At 43.9% G+C, this 17597-nt stretch carries 14 protein-coding genes; 11 read left to right on the top strand and 3 right to left on the bottom strand.

Translation table 11 applies throughout. The annotated features are described in order from the left end of the window. The 4 genes from QVP90_RS10710 to QVP90_RS10695 form a co-directional block, all read left to right on the top strand. On the top strand, positions 1-273 hold a 273-nt coding region (locus QVP90_RS10710), incomplete at its 5' end, for a sensor histidine kinase (RefSeq protein ID WP_288204286.1). 135 nt (positions 274-408) lie between these two features. Then, positions 409-1884, top strand: coding sequence for a TolC family protein (locus tag QVP90_RS10705; RefSeq protein ID WP_021936405.1), 1476 nt, complete (start codon positions 409-411; stop codon positions 1882-1884). A 143-nt stretch (positions 1885-2027) separates the two neighbouring features. After that, positions 2028-3377 (top strand): sigma-54-dependent transcriptional regulator, encoded by a 1350-nt coding sequence (locus QVP90_RS10700; protein ID WP_007481739.1) that lies wholly within the window; start codon positions 2028-2030, stop codon positions 3375-3377. A 19-nt stretch (positions 3378-3396) separates the two neighbouring features. Beyond that, complete coding sequence (locus tag QVP90_RS10695) at positions 3397-4689, top strand: sensor histidine kinase (RefSeq protein ID WP_005930380.1); 1293 nt, start codon at positions 3397-3399, stop codon at positions 4687-4689. A 46-nt stretch (positions 4690-4735) separates the two neighbouring features. On the opposite strand, the gene aspD is transcribed toward QVP90_RS10695, so the two are convergent. Continuing rightward, a complete protein-coding gene (aspD, locus tag QVP90_RS10690) occupies positions 4736-6373 on the bottom strand; it encodes an aspartate 4-decarboxylase (RefSeq protein WP_005930382.1) in 1638 nt (545 codons plus the stop codon). A gap of 204 nt (positions 6374-6577) precedes the next feature. Beyond that, on the bottom strand, positions 6578-8272 hold the full coding sequence (aspT, locus tag QVP90_RS10685) for an aspartate-alanine antiporter (RefSeq protein WP_005930384.1): 1695 nt from the start codon (positions 8270-8272) through the stop codon (positions 6578-6580). A 369-nt stretch (positions 8273-8641) separates the two neighbouring features. Between aspT and QVP90_RS10680 the strand changes: the two genes are divergently transcribed. The 7 genes from QVP90_RS10680 to QVP90_RS10650 all read left to right on the top strand — a co-directional run bounded on the left by QVP90_RS10680 (position 8642) and on the right by QVP90_RS10650 (position 15449). Continuing rightward, complete coding sequence (locus tag QVP90_RS10680) at positions 8642-9931, top strand: inositol-3-phosphate synthase (RefSeq protein WP_005930386.1); 1290 nt, start codon at positions 8642-8644, stop codon at positions 9929-9931. Positions 9932-9941: 10 nt separating this feature from the next. Next, positions 9942-10658, top strand: coding sequence for a nucleotidyltransferase family protein (locus QVP90_RS10675; protein ID WP_005930388.1), 717 nt, complete (start codon positions 9942-9944; stop codon positions 10656-10658). Beyond that, positions 10655-11521: a hypothetical protein gene (locus QVP90_RS10670; RefSeq protein ID WP_021936404.1), complete on the top strand. Its 867-nt coding sequence runs from the start codon at positions 10655-10657 to the stop codon at positions 11519-11521. Before QVP90_RS10675 ends, QVP90_RS10670 begins: the two co-directional genes overlap by 4 nt. Beyond that, positions 11518-12432, top strand: a complete 915-nt coding sequence (locus tag QVP90_RS10665; protein WP_005930394.1) for a CDP-alcohol phosphatidyltransferase family protein — start codon at positions 11518-11520, stop codon at positions 12430-12432. The genes QVP90_RS10670 and QVP90_RS10665 overlap by 4 nt, the downstream gene beginning before the upstream one ends. Beyond that, positions 12432-13421, top strand: coding sequence for a lysylphosphatidylglycerol synthase transmembrane domain-containing protein (locus tag QVP90_RS10660; protein WP_005930396.1), 990 nt, complete (start codon positions 12432-12434; stop codon positions 13419-13421). Before QVP90_RS10665 ends, QVP90_RS10660 begins: the two co-directional genes overlap by 1 nt. Continuing rightward, positions 13418-14128 (top strand): HAD family hydrolase, encoded by a 711-nt coding sequence (locus QVP90_RS10655; protein ID WP_021936403.1) that lies wholly within the window; start codon positions 13418-13420, stop codon positions 14126-14128. Before QVP90_RS10660 ends, QVP90_RS10655 begins: the two co-directional genes overlap by 4 nt. A 148-nt stretch (positions 14129-14276) precedes the next feature. Further along, positions 14277-15449 (top strand): iron-containing alcohol dehydrogenase, encoded by a 1173-nt coding sequence (locus QVP90_RS10650; RefSeq protein ID WP_021936402.1) that lies wholly within the window; start codon positions 14277-14279, stop codon positions 15447-15449. A gap of 691 nt (positions 15450-16140) precedes the next feature. Here QVP90_RS10650 and QVP90_RS10645 read toward each other — a convergent pair. Then, a complete protein-coding gene (locus QVP90_RS10645) occupies positions 16141-17529 on the bottom strand; it encodes a hypothetical protein (RefSeq protein ID WP_021936401.1) in 1389 nt (462 codons plus the stop codon). Positions 17530-17597 lie beyond the last annotated feature (68 nt).

Genomic DNA, 17597 nt, shown 5'->3' with positions numbered 1-17597 from the left:
ACGACGAGCGGTTCAATTACTTTCGGGTATACGGAGGACGAAGACGGATACACTTCCTTGTTTGTGGAGGACACCGGTAAAGGGATTTCCAAAGAGGGAGTAAGGCATATTTTTGAGCGTTTCTATAAAGTGGATAATTTTACCCAGGGAGCCGGATTGGGACTGAGTATCTGCCAGACGATCGTAGAACGCCTGCACGGAACGATCAGTGTCACGTCTGAAGAAGGGAAAGGTACCCGGTTTACAGTCCGATTGCCTGATATCAGCGAATAAACGGCAAACGACGTTCGCTTGCGCACAAAGTGTTCGTTTTCGAACAGTCGAAGAATGAATTAATGTGCCGAAAATAAGTGATTTATCTTTTTGGCATACCGTTTGGACTCTTTGCTCACAGAAAATAATACTTTTATGAGAAAGAAGAATATACTGCTTGTTTTAGCGGCTTTTGTGTGTCCATTGATTCTTGAAGCACAAGACGAACGGAAAATAACACTCGGTGAAGCGATTGCTTTGGCTCGTACGCAGTCTGTTGATGCAGCTGTGGCTTTGAATGAATTGAAAACATCGTATTGGGAATACCGTACATTTCGTGCTGATCTTTTGCCGGAAGTCAATCTGACGGGGACATTGCCCAATTATAACAAATCATACAACTCCTATCAAAATTCAGACGGGACGTATGGCTTTGTCCGTAATAACTATTTAGGGCTTAGCGGAGATTTGTCTATCGATCAGAATATCTGGTTCACGGGTGGAAAGTTATCCCTTACTACGTCATTAGACTACATTAAGCAGTTCGGCGGGGAGGGGAAAGAAAAGTTTATGTCTGTGCCGGTCAGCTTGGAACTGACGCAACCCATTTTTGGCGTGAATAAATTGAAATGGGATCGTCGTATCGAACCCGTACGTTATGAAGAGGCAAAGGCGGCTTTTATTTCTGCTACGGAAGATGTGACCCGAAAGACCATTACCTATTTTTTTCAGCTGTTACTGGCTAAAGAGGTATTGGCTACTGCCCGGCAGAACCAGTTGAATGCAGAACATCTCTATAAGGTGGCGGGAGCCAAGCGGGAGATGGGACAGATTTCTGAAAATGAGCTATTGCAACTGAAACTTTCTGCTTTAAATGCGAAAGCTGCTGTAACGGAGGCTATGAGTGATCTCAATGCCAAGATGTTTCAGCTTCGTGCCTTCCTCGGAATGGGCGAGAATGAGAAATTGGAACCGGTATTGCCCGAATCGGTTCCGGATGTGCAAATAAAATATGATGTAGTACTAAATAAAGCATTGGAACGGAATTCTTTTGCACAGAATATTCGCCGTCGGCAACTGGAAGCAGATTATGCGGTAGCTACCGCACGCGGTAACCTGCGGAGTGTCGATCTTTTTGCAAGCGTCGGTTATACTGGCTTGGATAATGAGTTTGCCGGTGCTTACAATCATTTGCTCGATAATCAGATTGTACAGGTAGGAGTGAAAATCCCTTTTCTTGATTGGGGAAAGCGTCGTGGTAAAGTGCGTGTTGCCAAGAGTAACCGGGAAGTGGTTCTTTCGAAAATCCGTCAGGAACAGATGAATTTCAATCAGGATATTTTTCTGCTCGTGGAACATTTCAATAATCAGGCACAGCAATTGAGCATTGCCAAAGAAGCCGACTTGATAGCCCAGCAACGTTATAAAACGAGTATCGAAACCTTTCTGATCGGCAAAATCAATACGTTGGATCTAAACGATGCGCAAAACTCTAAAGATGAGGCGCGTCAGAAGCATATATCGGAACTTTATAATTATTGGTCTTATTTCTACCAGATTCGGAGCCTCACATTGTGGGATTTTGAAAGGGGGACGAAACTGGAAGTTGATTTTGAAGAAGTGATTAAATAATGTGCCAATATATCAATATGCCAATGTGCCAATTTCCATGCGGGATGCTATTCTTTTGATATAGCGCAGCACATTGGCACATTGGCATATTGGCATATTGAATAATTATTCTTATTTTTGCGCATATAAAACCACATACACATATGATACTAATCATTGATGATGACAGTGCTGTCCGTTCTTCTCTCAGTTTTATGCTGAAACGTGCCGGTTATTCGGCTTTGGCAGTTCCCGGTCCCCGTGAAGCGATGGATGTTGTTCGTTCTGAAACTCCGGATCTCATTCTGATGGACATGAATTTTACCCTTTCCACTACCGGAGAGGAAGGTCTGACGTTGCTTAAGCAAGTGAAAATATTCCGTCCCGATGTGCCTGTTATCTTGATGACGGCATGGGGAAGTATTCAATTGGCTGTGCAGGGTATGCAAGCCGGGGCATTTGATTTTATAACGAAGCCTTGGAATAATGCCGCTCTGCTGCAACGGATAGAGACGGCATTGGAATTGTCTGCTACGCCTGCCGAAATACCGCAGGAACAGAGTGATGCGCTGAATCGCAGTCATATTATAGGAAAGAGTCAGGGACTGACGGACGTTTTGAATACCATTGCCCGGATTGCCCGTACCAATGCTTCCGTGCTTATCACGGGAGAAAGCGGAACGGGTAAAGAACTGATAGCCGAAGCGATTCATATCAACAGTCAGCGTGCGAAGCAGCCATTTATAAAAGTGAACTTAGGCGGTATATCCCAGAGTCTTTTTGAGAGTGAAATGTTCGGTCATAAGAAAGGAGCTTTTACGGATGCGAGTGCCGACCGTATCGGACGTTTTGAAATGGCAAACAAGGGTACTATCTTCTTGGATGAAATTGGAGATCTGGACCCGTCGTGCCAAGTGAAACTGCTTCGTGTCTTGCAAGATCAGACATTTGAGGTGTTGGGAGATAGCCGTCCCCGAAAAACGGATATCCGTGTTGTTTCTGCAACGAATGCCGATCTACGTAAGATGGTAAGCGAACGTACTTTCCGTGAAGATTTGTTCTATCGTATTAATCTGATCACAGTAAAGCTACCGGCTTTGCGTGAGAGACGGGAAGATATTCCTTTATTGGCCCGCCATTTTGCCGATCGTCAGGCCGAAGTAAACGGATTGCCCCGCACAGAATTCTCTGCCGATGCACTTCAGTTTCTTACCCGCTTGCCTTTTCCGGGAAATATCCGTGAACTGAAAAATTTAGTGGAACGTACGATTCTGGTTAGTGGCAAACCGATACTCGATGCCTCGGATTTTGATGCCCAATATCTTCGACAAGATGAACCGAAAGCTGCTGCGGGCAGTGCGTTTGCCGGTATGACGCTGGATGAAATTGAACGTCAGACTATATTGCAGGCGTTGGAACGTTATAAAGGAAATCTCAGTCAGGTAGCTATGGCATTGGGCATCAGCCGTGCGGCGCTCTATCGGAGGTTGGAAAAATATGGAATTAGTTATTAGCCACTAACCCACTAATCACGTGCGTCTTAAAGGATACTTTTTTATACTTACCTTCTTTCTGATCATTCTTGGTGGAGTGATACTCTACTTTGGTGGCTGGATTTATCGGCCTTTATTATATGGATCGGAAATATTGATTGCTTTCCTGCTGATTTATCTTATTCTGTTTTATAGAAAGATAATAAAGCCGTTGGATACCATTGGTAGTGGTATGGAATTGCTGCGCGAACAGGATTTTAGTAGCCGGCTGAGCCTTGTGGGGCAATATGAAGCCGACCGGGTGGTAAATGTCTTCAATCGGATGATGGAACAGTTGAAAAACGAACGTCTCCGTCTGCGTGAACAGAATCATTTTCTGGACCTGTTGATAAACGCTTCTCCGATGGGGGTAATCATTACCAGTCTTGATGATGATGTGTCTCAGTTGAATCCGATGGCTGTAAAAATGCTGGGTGTCCGTTATGAAGAGGCGCAGGGGCAGAAACTTTCTTCCATAGATTCTCCGTTGGCTGCGGAACTGGCTGCTATTGCCCAAGGAGAGACCGTGACCGTTCGATTGAATGACTCGAATATTTATAAATGTACACATTCGTCATTTATAGACCGGGGTTTTCATCATCCGTTCTTTCTTATCGAAAGCCTGACGGATGAAGTGATGAAAGCAGAGAAGAAAGCCTATGAGAAAGTGATTCGTATGATCGCACATGAAGTGAACAATACAACGGCCGGTATCACCTCTACGCTCGATACGGTGGGGCAGGCTCTTTCCGAATCGGAAGGGATGGAAGATATTTGTGAGGTCATGCAGGTGTGTACGGAGCGTTGTTTCTCCATGAGTCGTTTTATTACCCGCTTTGCCGATGTAGTGAAAATCCCGGAACCCAATTTGGCTCCTGTCAATCTTAATGATCTGGTATTTTCTTGTAAACGATTTATGGAAGGAATGTGTACGGATCGGAACATTGCTATTACATTGGATATCGATGAGGAATTGGGAGATGTCAACTTGGATATTGCTTTGTTTGAGCAAGTATTGGTAAATATCATCAAAAATGCAGCCGAGAGCATCGGAAAGGATGGAAAAATACAAATACGTACCTCTTCTCCGGCAAGCATTGAAATAGTGGACAACGGTGAAGGAATAACAAAAGAGACTGAAGCTAAACTCTTCAGTCCCTTCTTTTCAACCAAACCGAACGGGCAGGGAATCGGTCTGGTGTTTATCCGTGAGGTATTGATGCGTCACGGATGTTCGTTTTCGCTTCGCACTTATGCCGATGGGCTGACACGGTTTAGAATAATATTTAATTAGTGATAAGTGAGTAGTATCGTTTATCACTTATCACTACTCACCAACTCTACTTCTCTTTCCATTCTTTTGCATATTCGTCCAATATGCGTTTGATGCCTTGGCCTATTTTTACATAGTCGGCTTCGTTCAAGTTGGCAAGAGAAACGCGGACGCTCCACTTGGGACCGGCAAAGCCACCGCCATTTAACAATACGAGTGATGTTTCGTTGGCGAGACGGAATACTACGTCTAATGGGTTGTAGCTCTTTTCCAAATATGTAACAAATTCATCGCCATAGAATTTTCGGGCCCATACCAGCATATCTATTTCGGAGTAATAACCGGCGCGTAACGGGTCTTCTACCAATGAGAAACCGGTGTTGTCCCACAAAGCATTCAGACGGCGACGGATGATATTCTGCATCTTTGTTTTATAATAATCTCCTTTGTCTAATAGGGAGAAAGAAGCGAACAGGCTCATTTGCATTTGCTGTGGTAGTGATAATCCTGCTGTATGGTTTAGCGCTACCTGACGGCTGTCGGCTACCATACGGTCGATGAATTTCATTTTTTCCGGATGTAAATCGAGGCTGGAATAACGCTTGGATAATATGGCTTTCTGCTCTTCGGGCAGGCGGGCAATCATCTTGTCATAGATATTGTCCTCATGGAGGGCAGTGACGGCAAGTCTCCATCCGGTTGCTCCGAAATATTTGGAGAAAGAATATACGCACAGTGTATTATGCGGTAACTCTGCCATAAGTGAACGGAAGTGTGGTATGAATGTGGCATACACATCATCCGTAATGATCATCAAGTTCGGATTATCATTTTTTACGATATTGACGATACGCGCGGTTGTTTCCGCACTTAATGCATAGCTGGGCGGATTGCTCGGATTGGTGATAAAGAGCGCTTTAATCTCCGGATTTTTTAGCTTATCGATGTCTTCGTCCTGGTATTGCCAGGTATGGAGTCCGTCGGCTGTCATTTTATCGGCAGAAATCTCTGTGACATTAAACTGATAACGGCGGAGCTGCGGTATTTCTATGTAAGGGGTGAATACGGGTACGAGCAAAGCGATGTTGTCTCCTTGGTTCAGCAGGAAATTTTCCTGTAAGGAATCAAAGATATAACACATGGCGGCTGTACCTCCTTCGGTGGCGAAAAGATCGAATGTGCCTTTTGGAGGACGCCGGTCGCATAATTCTTGGCCTAAATAATCCTGTATGAGGAGTTCGGTGAAATGCAGGATACGATCCGGCACAGGATATTGGTCACCGATGACGGCTTCCGCCCATTCATGAACGAGCGTATCCGGATCGGCAGCATGTTCCATCAGTAAATAGTTATAACTGTCTTTTAATAATTTTACTCCCGGTTCTTTACTGTTGTCTTTTAAAAATGCTTCAAAACGCGCGGCAATGCCTTCTTTTTGTGGGATTCCGGCAATGCCTTCGGGTAAAGATTGTACACGTGTACATTCGCTAAGTCCGAATTTTCCTAAAAGAAAAAAGGCTTCTCGGGGTTCCGTGGCTATCCAGTTCGGATTACCACGTCCGGCATTGAGCATGGTATGAGCCATTTTTTTTACGCTCTCGTCTGCCATGTCGATAAGGCGGTTCTTTAATTCAAATGGACTGATAGATTCCATCTTTTTGGCAAAACTTTTAGTGATGCCTGTGGTATTTGATTTCTTTTCCATAATTAAGTTTGGTTTATTTAGCCTCTCCCCAACCCTCTCCGTGGGAGAGGGAGGATAGATACTATGGTTTATAATTTGATTGCACATCTGACTTTACTTTCCAGCCTCTTGGGTGATCGTGTGTGATGTATGGTTTATAATTTGATTTCACATCTAACTTTACTCCCTCTCCCACGGAGAGGGTTGGGGAGAGGCCACCCCCTCCTACATCATCAGCACGATAAATACCCCCCAGATAATCAGTAACGTATTACCTACTGCATAGGTCACCGTATACCCCAGAGCAGGGGTTTCACTTTCGACAGCATCCTGTATGGCTCCCAATGCGGCGGTAGTCGTTCTTGCTCCTGCGGTACACCCGAGGGTCAGTGCCGGGTGAAATTTAAATAAGTATCTTCCCATTAACAGGCCACTGATCAATGGGATGGTAGTAGCTGCTGCTCCGACAAGGAAGAGGCTTGCACCTACTTCTTGAAAGCCGGTGACGAAACTTGGACCGGCGGCAATACCCACCACGGCAATGAACATGTTCAATCCGACGTTGTTCAGTACCCATAAGGAAGGTTCGGGGATACCGCCGAAAGTCGGGTGTTTACTGCGTAGCCATCCGAAGAGGAGACCGGCAATCAGTGCGCCGCCACTTGTTGATAAACTTATCGGGATACCACCCAAATGAATAGATAGCGCGCCGACCAATCCACCGACGAGAATACCGAGCCCAACGAATATCATATCCGTTTGATTGGTAGGACGATCGATGTATCCCATCTGTTTGGCAGCAGTTTCCACTTCATGCTTCATGCCGGTCAGCTCGAGCATATCCCCGGAATCTACCACGGTCTGTGCCAGTACAGGAACATGGATACCTGCACGCTTGATGCTGCGGATACTGACACCATGCATGAATTTTTGCGAACGGATGGCTGATACGGTTTCTCCGGCAAAAGTTTTTCGTGTCACCATTACGGGGAGTGTTTCGGCAGGAAAGTCGAGTAGCTGTGCATCTATTACCTCCGGTCCGAGCCAGTCTTCTTCACCAATCACAAATTCACGGCGGCCACTGAGTACCACTTCATCGTTTTCTTTCAGGATAAGATTGGGCGTTACTTCTTTTACGACCCCTCTTTGGCGGATGCGTTCTACGAAAAGGCGTTTCCCTTGTTCATTCAGGTAACTTTCAAGATCGGTAACGCGTTTTCCTTTTCCAAACCATTTATTGGTTATTTTGTAGGCGCGGAATACGACGGGTCGCAAGGCGGGGGCAAATCCCGGTTCATCGGCTTCCGAGCTCCCCATTTGAGCTTCCAGTTCCCGGCAGTCGGCTTTTACTTTTTCCAGCCCACCTAAAAATTTCGGACCGAGTGATGCCAGTATCCAAGCGGAGCCGGCTGTACCGAAAATATAGGTTACGGCATATGCCACGGGAATTGCATTGATGAAAGTGGCTTTTTGCGCATCGCTGATACTGAGTCCGTTGATTGTATCTTCGGCCACTCCGATAACGGCGGAAATCGTTTGTGAACCGGCTAACAGTCCGGCTGCCTCCCCTACGTGGTAACCCATTATTTTTGCCAATGCCCAAGCGGAAACAAGGCTGACGATACACATCAGTACGGCAAACCCCACTTGGGGCAAACCGTCTTTTTTCAGTCCGCGAAAGAACTGCGGTCCTACTTTGTAGCCCACGGCGAAAAGAAAGAGCAGAAAGAATACTGCTTTCATCGGGCCGTCTACTGTAATATCTAATTGTCCTACCAACACGCCTACCAGCAGGACGCTTGTTACGGTACCGAGTGAGAACTTTCCTATTTTCAACCGGCCTATCCAGAATCCTGCAAAAAGTGTTAGAAAAATGGCTAACTCAGGATGTACCCTCAGTTGATTTATAATCCATTCCATAATTAAGTTGTTTTAGGTTTATATATTCGGTTCGTTTAATACTTAGTACAACAGTATTTCGTGAAAAGTGTTTCGTTAAACCTTCATTTCATCATGTTAAACTTTCTGTTTGATAGCGTACCTGTATGTATCGATCTGTTTATGTATTGATGTGTTAATTTATAAAAAAAAGGTAACAGGCAGAGTTTGTTTAATAATTGATATAGAATGATATATCTGAGATTGGTAAATTCGGACTACATAGGTTATAAGTACTCTTTAAGGGGATAATATGCCAAATAGAACAATTAATCCGACTATTAGAACTTCTTTAGGTATGCAGGAGAGCCTAACTTTGTAGGCAATTTTAATTTATCTAAAACAACAGAAATGGAACAAGAAATTAAACCGGCATCAGGACGTCTTGGCGTCTTGGTTGTAGGTGTTGGTGGCGCAGTTGCTACCACTATGATAACAGGAACACTGGCTTCTCGCAAGGGATTGGCAAAACCAATAGGTTCTATTACACAGATGGCCGCAATGCGCATGGAAAATAATGAGGAAAAACTCATTAAAGACATCGTACCTTTAACAGATTTGAACGACATTGTATTCGGTGGATGGGACATTTTCCCTGACAATGCTTACGAAGCTGCTATGTATGCTGAAGTATTGAAAGAAAAAGACCTGAATGGGGTGAAAGAAGAATTGGAGGCTATCAAACCGATGCCCGCCGCTTTCGACCATAATTGGGCCAAACGTCTGAACGGAACTCACATCAAGCAGGCTGCTACCCGTTGGGAAATGGTAGAACAACTTCGTCAAGATATCCGCGATTTTAAAGCTGCTAACAACTGCGAACGTATTTCAGTGTTGTGGGCTGCAAGTACAGAGATCTATATTCCTCTGTCGGAAGAACACCAGTCATTGGCTGCCTTGGAAAAAGCAATGAAAGAAAACAACACGGATGCCATTTCTCCAAGTATGTGTTATGCGTATGCTGCTATTGCAGAAGGTGCTCCGTTCATCATGGGTGCTCCTAACTTGTGTGTAGATACTCCGGCTATGTGGGAATTCTCCAAGAAGATGAATGTGCCTATTTCCGGTAAAGACTTCAAGAGCGGTCAGACATTGATGAAAACGGTGTTGGCACCGATGTTCAAAACTCGTATGTTAGGCGTTAGCGGTTGGTTCTCTACTAATATCTTAGGTAATCGCGACGGTGAAGTTCTGGATGATCCTGCAAACTTTAAAACAAAAGAAGTCAGCAAATTATCTGTGATCGATAACATCTTCGAACCGGAGAAATATCCTGACTTGTATGGTGACGTATACCACAAAGTACGTATCAATTATTACCCTCCTCGCAAAGATAATAAGGAAGCGTGGGATAACATCGACATCTTCGGATGGATGGGCTATCCGATGGAGATAAAAGTAAATTTCCTTTGTCGCGATTCTATCCTTGCTGCTCCTATTGCACTCGACTTGGTTCTGTTCAGTGACCTGGCTCTTCGTGCGGGCATGTGCGGTATACAGACTTGGTTGTCATTCTTCTGCAAGAGCCCGATGCATGATTTTGAACATCAGCCGGTACATGACTTGTTCACACAATGGAGAATGGTAAAAGAAACATTGCGTAATATGATCGGTGAAAAAGCACCGAGTTATCTCGATTGATACTGATAGAATGAAATATGCACTCATTGCAGCCGGACAAGGTTCACGTTTGGTCTCAGACGGAATCCAAGTACCTAAACCTTTGGTGAAGGTAGGAGGTGAACCTTTGTTGGGGCGCTTATTGCACATTTTTCTTAATAATAATGCAGACTCGGTCTGCATTATTATTAATGAAGAAATGACAGAGGTCCGTGATTTCCTGGAACAGCAACATTTGCCGGTGCCGCTTCACGTTGTGGTGAAGTCTACTCCCGATTCATTTCATAGCTTTTATGAACTGATGCCTTATTTGAAGGGAGAAGGTAAATTTTGTCTTACTACGGTAGATCCGATTTTCCGTGAACCGGAGTTTTCGGATTATATCCGTGCTTTTCGGGAGAGTGATAAAGAGGATGCCTTGATGGCAGTAACTGACTTTATCGATGACGAACGCCCGTTATATGTCAAGACCCATCCTGATAATCTGAAAATTGTGGGGTATGCCAGTGAATCGTATCCCGATTGCCGGTACATTTCCGGGGGAATTTATTGTATGAATCAAAAGGCTCTTTCTCTGTTGCCTGCTGCCATGGAGAAAGGAGTATCTCGTATGCGTGGCTTTCAGCAGTATTTAGTGGACGCTGGACTGCAGGTACAGGCCTATCCTTTTTCAAAGGTAATAGACATCGATCATGCAACAGACGTTGAAAAAGCCGAACGCTTTTTAGAAGAACAGACTATTAAATGAAATCATATACTTTTGCGGGAATACAGCGATATTCCCTTTTCTCTCCCAATCATGTCGGGAACGATGCTGCTATCTTTTCTGCTGTGGCCCAGTATCTGGAAGAAAATGGCCATAGGGTCAATCTATATACCGAGCAGGAGTTTCTGACCAATCCTTTAAATGAGAAGTTTGTTTTCACAATGATGCGTAGCAAAGCTGCTGTCCGTAACTTGCAAAAAGTTGAAAGAAAAGGAGTGGTGGCTGTCAATTCTGCTTTCGGCATTGAGAATTGCACGCGTGAGCAGATGACTGCTTTATTATTAAAACATCAGGTTCCTCATCCCGAAAGCCTTATCTGGGATGTTCACGAGGAACTTCCGGTTAGTCTTATCGAATCGGAATTCGAACCCTGCTGGGTGAAGCGTGCCGATTTTCATGCCATCCATAAAGAAGATGTGACGTATATACGGACTTGTAGCGAGTTGCGGGAAGTGATGGCCGAATATGCGTTGCGCGGTATCGAGCGTGTCGTGATAAACAAGCATCTGGCAGGTGATTTGATCAAGTTTTACGGTGTTTCCGGTACCGGATTTTTCTATTGGTTCTATCCGTTGGAAGGACATCATAGCAAATTCGGTTTAGAAGCTATTAATGGTGCTCCGAAAGGTATCTCCTTTTCAGAGGATGCGTTGCGTCATATTTGTGATGAGGCGGCGAAAGTGCTGCAAGTCGATGTATATGGCGGTGATTGTATCGTATCTCCGGACGGCAGCATTCGTATTATCGATTTTAACGATTGGCCGAGTTTTGCCCCTTGTCGTAAAGAAGCGGCCATAGCCATCGGGCAGGCTGTTCTGCAAAAAACTAAAAATGCGGATTTATGAGTAATGAAATAAGTAAAAACGGATTGGAAGCAACTTTGAAATCGGCGGATACCGAAGAGTGGATCGATTTGTTGTTTTACCGTCCTGTCGGTTACCGATGGGCGCTTCTTTTTCATAAAATGGGAGTTACTCCCAATGCGATAACGATTGCTTCCATCTTTTTGGGAGTTGCGGCAGGGATATTGTTTTATTACAACGATCTTTTGCTGAATGTGATAGGCATGTGCCTGTTGGTTTGGGCCAACATGTACGACAGTGCCGACGGACAACTGGCACGTATGACCGGACAGAAGTCCGAGATCGGACGGATATTGGACGGTGTGTCCGGTGATTTTTGGTTTATCTCTATCTATGCAGCCATCTGTTTGCGCTTGACTCCGGAGTGGTCTTATTGGATCTGGATACTGGCAGCCGTGACCGGCTTGTGTCATAGCAAGCAGGCAGCAATGGCCGATTATTACCGGAACATTCATCTTTTCTTTTTGAAAGGGAAATCGGGTAGCGAACTCGATAATTATGTGCAGCAAAAAGCCATTTACAACTCTTTGTCCTGGAAAAAAGATTTCATCCGGAAACTCTTCCTTTGGTTTTATTGCGATTATACCCGTTCTCAGGAGCGTCTTACTCCGGCTTTCCAACGTTTTTTCGCTTTGTTGCAGCAACGATACGGTGCAGTGGCTCCACAGGAGATCCGTGACGAATTCCGCCGGGAGAGTCTGCCGTTGATGAAATACACCAACATTCTCTCTTTCAATACCCGGGTGACCGTTCTCTTCATCAGTCTGCTCATCAATGAGCCGTGGCTGTATTTTGTTTTTGAACTCACGGTGCTGAACGGACTGTTGATTTATATGATCTGGCAGCACGAGCGGTTGAGTAATAAGTTGTACAAAGAAATACAGATGTCATAATGAATAGCAAATTCCGAAATATCTTTCTGGTCTTTGGAGTGGTGGCTGTGGTTATCATGCTTTTCACGTTCGATGTGTCGTACGATGATTTGCTGAATAATTTAAGGCGTGCCGGTTTTTACCTTCCGTTGGTTTTATTACTTTGGCTGTTTATCTACTTGATAAATACCCTTTCGTGGTATATCATTCTCCGGAGTGGAGGAAAAACCTCTCCGTTGGGTTTTATGCAGTTGTATAAGTTTACGGTTTCGGGATTTGCCCTCAATTATGTCACTCCGGTGGGACTGATGGGAGGAGAGCCTTACCGGATCATGGAGCTGACTCCGTTTGTAGGGATGGAAAGGGCTACTTCGTCGGTCATTCTCTACGTGATGATGCATATCTTTTCGCATTTCCTGCTGTGGCTCAGTTCCGTATTTATTTATGTCTGTGTTTATCCGGTAAGTTGGGAGATGGGGATTGTTTTGGGATTGATAACCGCTCTCTGCCTGTTTCTCGGCACTCTGTTTGTGAAAGGATATCGTCATGGCATGGCGGTGGCATGTGTACGTATGGGAAGCCACATCCCTTTTTTGAAGCACCGTGTCATTCGTTTCTCGGAAACCCATAAGGAGAAACTTGAAAATATAGACAAACAGATTGCTTTGCTTCATCAGCAGAAAAAGAGTACTTTTTACAGTGCTTTGTTTTTGGAATATTCGGCGAGAATCGTCAGTTGTCTGGAAGTATGGCTCATTCTGAATGTGCTGACTACAAATGTCAGTTTTGTAAACTGTATCCTCATCGTGGCTTTTTCTTCCTTGCTGGCCAATTTGCTGTTTTTCCTTCCCATGCAGTTGGGAGGGCGCGAAGGTGGTTTTGCTTTGGCAGTGGGAGGACTTTCCCTATCGGGAGCCTATGGTGTGTATGCGGCACTTATCACACGGGTACGTGAGTTGTTCTGGATCGTTATCGGTCTTGCATTAATGAAAATAGGAAATAAAAAATGATACATACGGAAAAAGTAAAAGCGCTGGCTTTTGATTTTGGCGGTACACTCGATTCGCCGTTTATGCATTGGATGAAGATTTATCTGAAGCTCTATGGCGAGGAGTTGCACTTATCGCTTACGGGAGAGAATTTCAGAGACTCTTATGTGTATGCCGAACAGATGATGGAGCGCCTGCAACTGGTGAAACCCTCACATTCATTGCTTGAAACACAGTCTTTCAAAACCCGTCTGCAATTTGATGATCTGATCAGAAGGGGGATTCTGCCGGATACGCAAGAGAACAGGGAAGAACTGCCAGAGCGTGCGGCACGTCTTGTGACTGATTTTTCTTCCCGTTATGTGATTCTTTCGAAAGAGGTGTTGGAACCGTTGTCAAAACGGTATACATTGTTGTTGGTATCCAATTATTATGGTAATTTGAAGAAGATAGTAACCGATTTGGGTATCGTATCTTATTTCTCTTCAATAACCGATTCTACACTGGAAGGAATCCGCAAACCGGATGCTGCTTTGTGGAAGTTAGCTATCGACCGTGCCGGATTTGCTCCGGACGAGGTGGTCGTGATAGGCGATTCGGTGAAGAACGATATTCTTCCGGCTTTGTCTTTGGGGTGTCAGGTGGTGAAAGGGTGTCCTTCTATGGCTGATGTAACCGAAGATGTGTCCTGCATCACTTCCTTGAAAGAACTGCTGGACATTTTGTAACAGGCTCTCTTTTAATTGGAGAAGTTATTATTGTTTGCCTTACACTTCTTTCTGGCAGGTACTCCTTTTTCCCAAAGGAAGAGAAGCCATGCAGCGTGATTTTTACATTGGATGGAGGTGAAATAGATAATTAAAAAAACAGAAGTCGATGAATAATTTTATCTTTTACAGTCCCACCGAATTTGTATTCGGTAAAGATACGGAAGCGCAAACAGGCGCTTTGACTGTTAAGTATGGTGCTAAGAAAGTGATGATTGTTTATGGAGGCGGTTCGGTGATACGCAGTGGCTTATTGTCACGTGTGGAAAGTTCACTGAAAGGAGCTGGAATCGAATACTGCATGTTGGGTGGCATACAGCCCAATCCGATCGATACCAAAGTGTACGAAGGTATCGATCTCTGTCGGAGTGAAAAAGTCGATTTTTTGTTGGCTGTAGGCGGTGGATCGGTGATAGATACTGCCAAAGCGATAGCTGCCGGCGTTCCTTATCCCGGTGATTTTTGGGATTTCTATATTGGTAAGGCCAAAGTGACGAAAGCTCTGAAAGTAGCGGTAGTGCTTACTATTCCTGCCGCCGGTAGCGAGGGTTCCGGTAATACCGTTATCACCAAAGTTGATGGCTTACAAAAACTAAGTCTCCGTGTGCCCGAACTGTTGCGTCCTGTTTTTGCGGTGATGAACCCCGAACTTACCTATACGCTTCCCCCTTTTCAGACGGCTTGTGGCATTGCCGATATGATGGCGCATATCATGGAACGTTATTTCACCAACACGAAGGAGGTGGAAATCGCTGATCGTCTTTGTGAAGGAACCCTTCTTGCTATTATCAAAGAAGCGTCTACGGTGATGAAAGAGCCGGAGAATTACGGTGCCCGCGCCAACTTGATGTGGTGTGGAACTATTGCCCACAATGGTACATGTGGAGTCGGTTGTGAAGAAGATTGGGCTTCTCACTTTCTGGAGCATGAGATCAGTGCCATTTACAATGTGACTCATGGTGCCGGCCTTTCCGTAATTTTCCCTGCCTGGATGACTTGGATGACAGAACACAATATGGATAAGATCGTTCAATATGCTGTTCGTGTATGGGGTGTTCCGGAAGCAGATGATAAAAAAGCGGTTGCTTTGGAAGGGATCGCCCGGTTGAGAGCTTTTTTCAAATCCATTGGTTTGCCTGTTACTTTTAGAGAGTTGGGTATTGAGCATCCGGATATTGACCGTCTGGGCGATAGTCTTCATCGAAATAAAGGCGAGTTGGTAGGCAATTATGTGAAGTTGACAAAAGAAGACAGTAAAGAAATCTACCGATTGGCTTTGTAAGGAAAATACCAATATACGTACTGCCCCGTTACATATATCCTAATTTATCGTTAGGTATATTGTAACCATGTTAATAACGTATTCTTGTATACGGAGAATAGTTGTTATTGATTCATGAAAAAAAATATTTATTCTATTGATATATAATAATTTAATAGGCGCAATTTCTATTTTAGAAGTTAGAAAGAACTTTTTGAATTGGAGGGATGCTTTATTTATACTTGTCAATTAAGTAACTTCGTTATTGTCTGTATTGGACATTTCATATTGACAGATTTCTGTTGTTTATATGTAATGTGTTGATTCTTAACAAGTAAAAAGTAATTTTTTATATTACATAAGAGTATGTATTTTTGATTGTGTTAACGATATACTTTTACTATGCAAAAGTGTATATTCTTCATATGGAAAAACATATACCTTTGTATGATAAAAATCTATTGTTAATTATCTATGTTAATAATGTTAGTGTAAAATGTGAGAGACAGCATCTTTTTATAAAAAATCCGGTTTGGATAAAGAGTGTATAGAGCAGGAAGGCATTCATTTAGAAAGACAGTGTAGCTGGCGAGAGAACGTAATAGATGATATATCGAAAAAACTATACCCTAAAAGTTAGATATAAAACTTTTAGGGTATAGTATTATTATAACCAGAGGTATATCAAGATTATCCGAAGTTATTGGCGTTTTTATTTTGTACCGTACGCACCAAAGTGAGCTTGTACGGCTGGTGAGGTATATGTTTTTCCACCTACGCTTAGTCCGGTCGTACCGAAGTATGGAGCTGCAAAAGTCTCGGAAGCGGAAGCTGCACCCGACAATACGGGAGAACTGGATTGTACATGGAAATCCCAATTGTCATTGTAATCGTACGAAGTAAGTTTTGTGCTATTGATGTCAAAATTCACAAACTTCGGATCTTTGGAATCTGTTTGGGTAGCGATGATGCTGTGGGCATCGACAACGCCTTGATAGTAGCTTTTGTGTGCATAATTGTAGCCTTCCCAAGCATAGGCTACGCCACTCTCTTTTTCGCCGTTGAATACGATATCACTTTTTTGATTGCCTGAAGCATAGTAATTGTAATCGATGACAGAAGCTGAGGCATAACCCTCTTCCGGATCGTTGGGCAGATTGTAAGAAGGAGTTTGAGCACGGAACTTACAGTTTACCATTAGATTGTTGAATACATTGGCCAAAACATTCTTTTCTGCATATACACAACCGCCTTTTTCTCCGTCGCGGCGCCATCCTGCATTTATGATAGTATTGTTGTAAGCTTGTATTTTGGCCTGTTTTCGTGTTTCGCTCTGACCGGAACTCGACAGTTTCAAACCATTGGTGTTAGGACTGAACATTACATTGCCCGCTACATCTGCTACACAACCACATTTTACATTTACAGCTTCAGCACCATCAAAACCGTTGGCAGCAAAGATGTTGTTGGCAATAATGGCGTTACCTCCCATCATGTAGATACCGTCCGACCAGCCGTTGCGCAGGATGGAGTTGGTGATGACATAACGTCCGTTTATATTATTTGTTGTAATTTGCGGATATGCATCGTCACCGGCAGTGTATTCTTCTCTGTTGGCTGCAGGAGAACCTGTTATTACTTGCCCACCGGTATATTCGATGATGGTATGGTCAATCAGCATCTCTGCGCAATTGGCTGTTGCCACGATACCACCCCACATGGCATCTTCGTTGAAAATATTATTGTGTGTACGTAGTTCTTCGGCTATGGAGAAACGTATAGGGTTTGTAATTGTACCTTTACAATAAAGGTTGCCGTCAACGGTAAATTCGATGGGAGCGTGATTGGCTCCTACACCATCCGTGCTGAATATAACCTGTACCCCTTCTTCGATGGTTAGTGATTTGCCGGCAGGTACGGTGAGGTGTCCCGTTACGTTGATGGTTGAATGGGCTTCCCAGATACCTTCCACTTCTCCTGATACGTTTTCGGTTGTTCCCTGTTCCTCATCATTATTACCTTTGATATCATTGTCATCGCTACAGGCAGTCCAGGTCATAGCCATCAGGACTGCATAAATAAAATAATGTTTTAGTTTCATAATTGAATGAATATTGGTTAATGAGTAATTTTCTAATAATGGATAATGAGTGTTTAATCTGTTTTGGG

It is taken from the genome of Bacteroides sp. CAG:189, assembly GCF_000432295.1.
Lineage (GTDB): Bacteria > Bacteroidota > Bacteroidia > Bacteroidales > Bacteroidaceae > Bacteroides > Bacteroides salyersiae.
The sequence above is the reverse complement of the archived record's forward strand: the minus strand, read 5'-3'. Positions and strand labels throughout refer to the sequence as shown.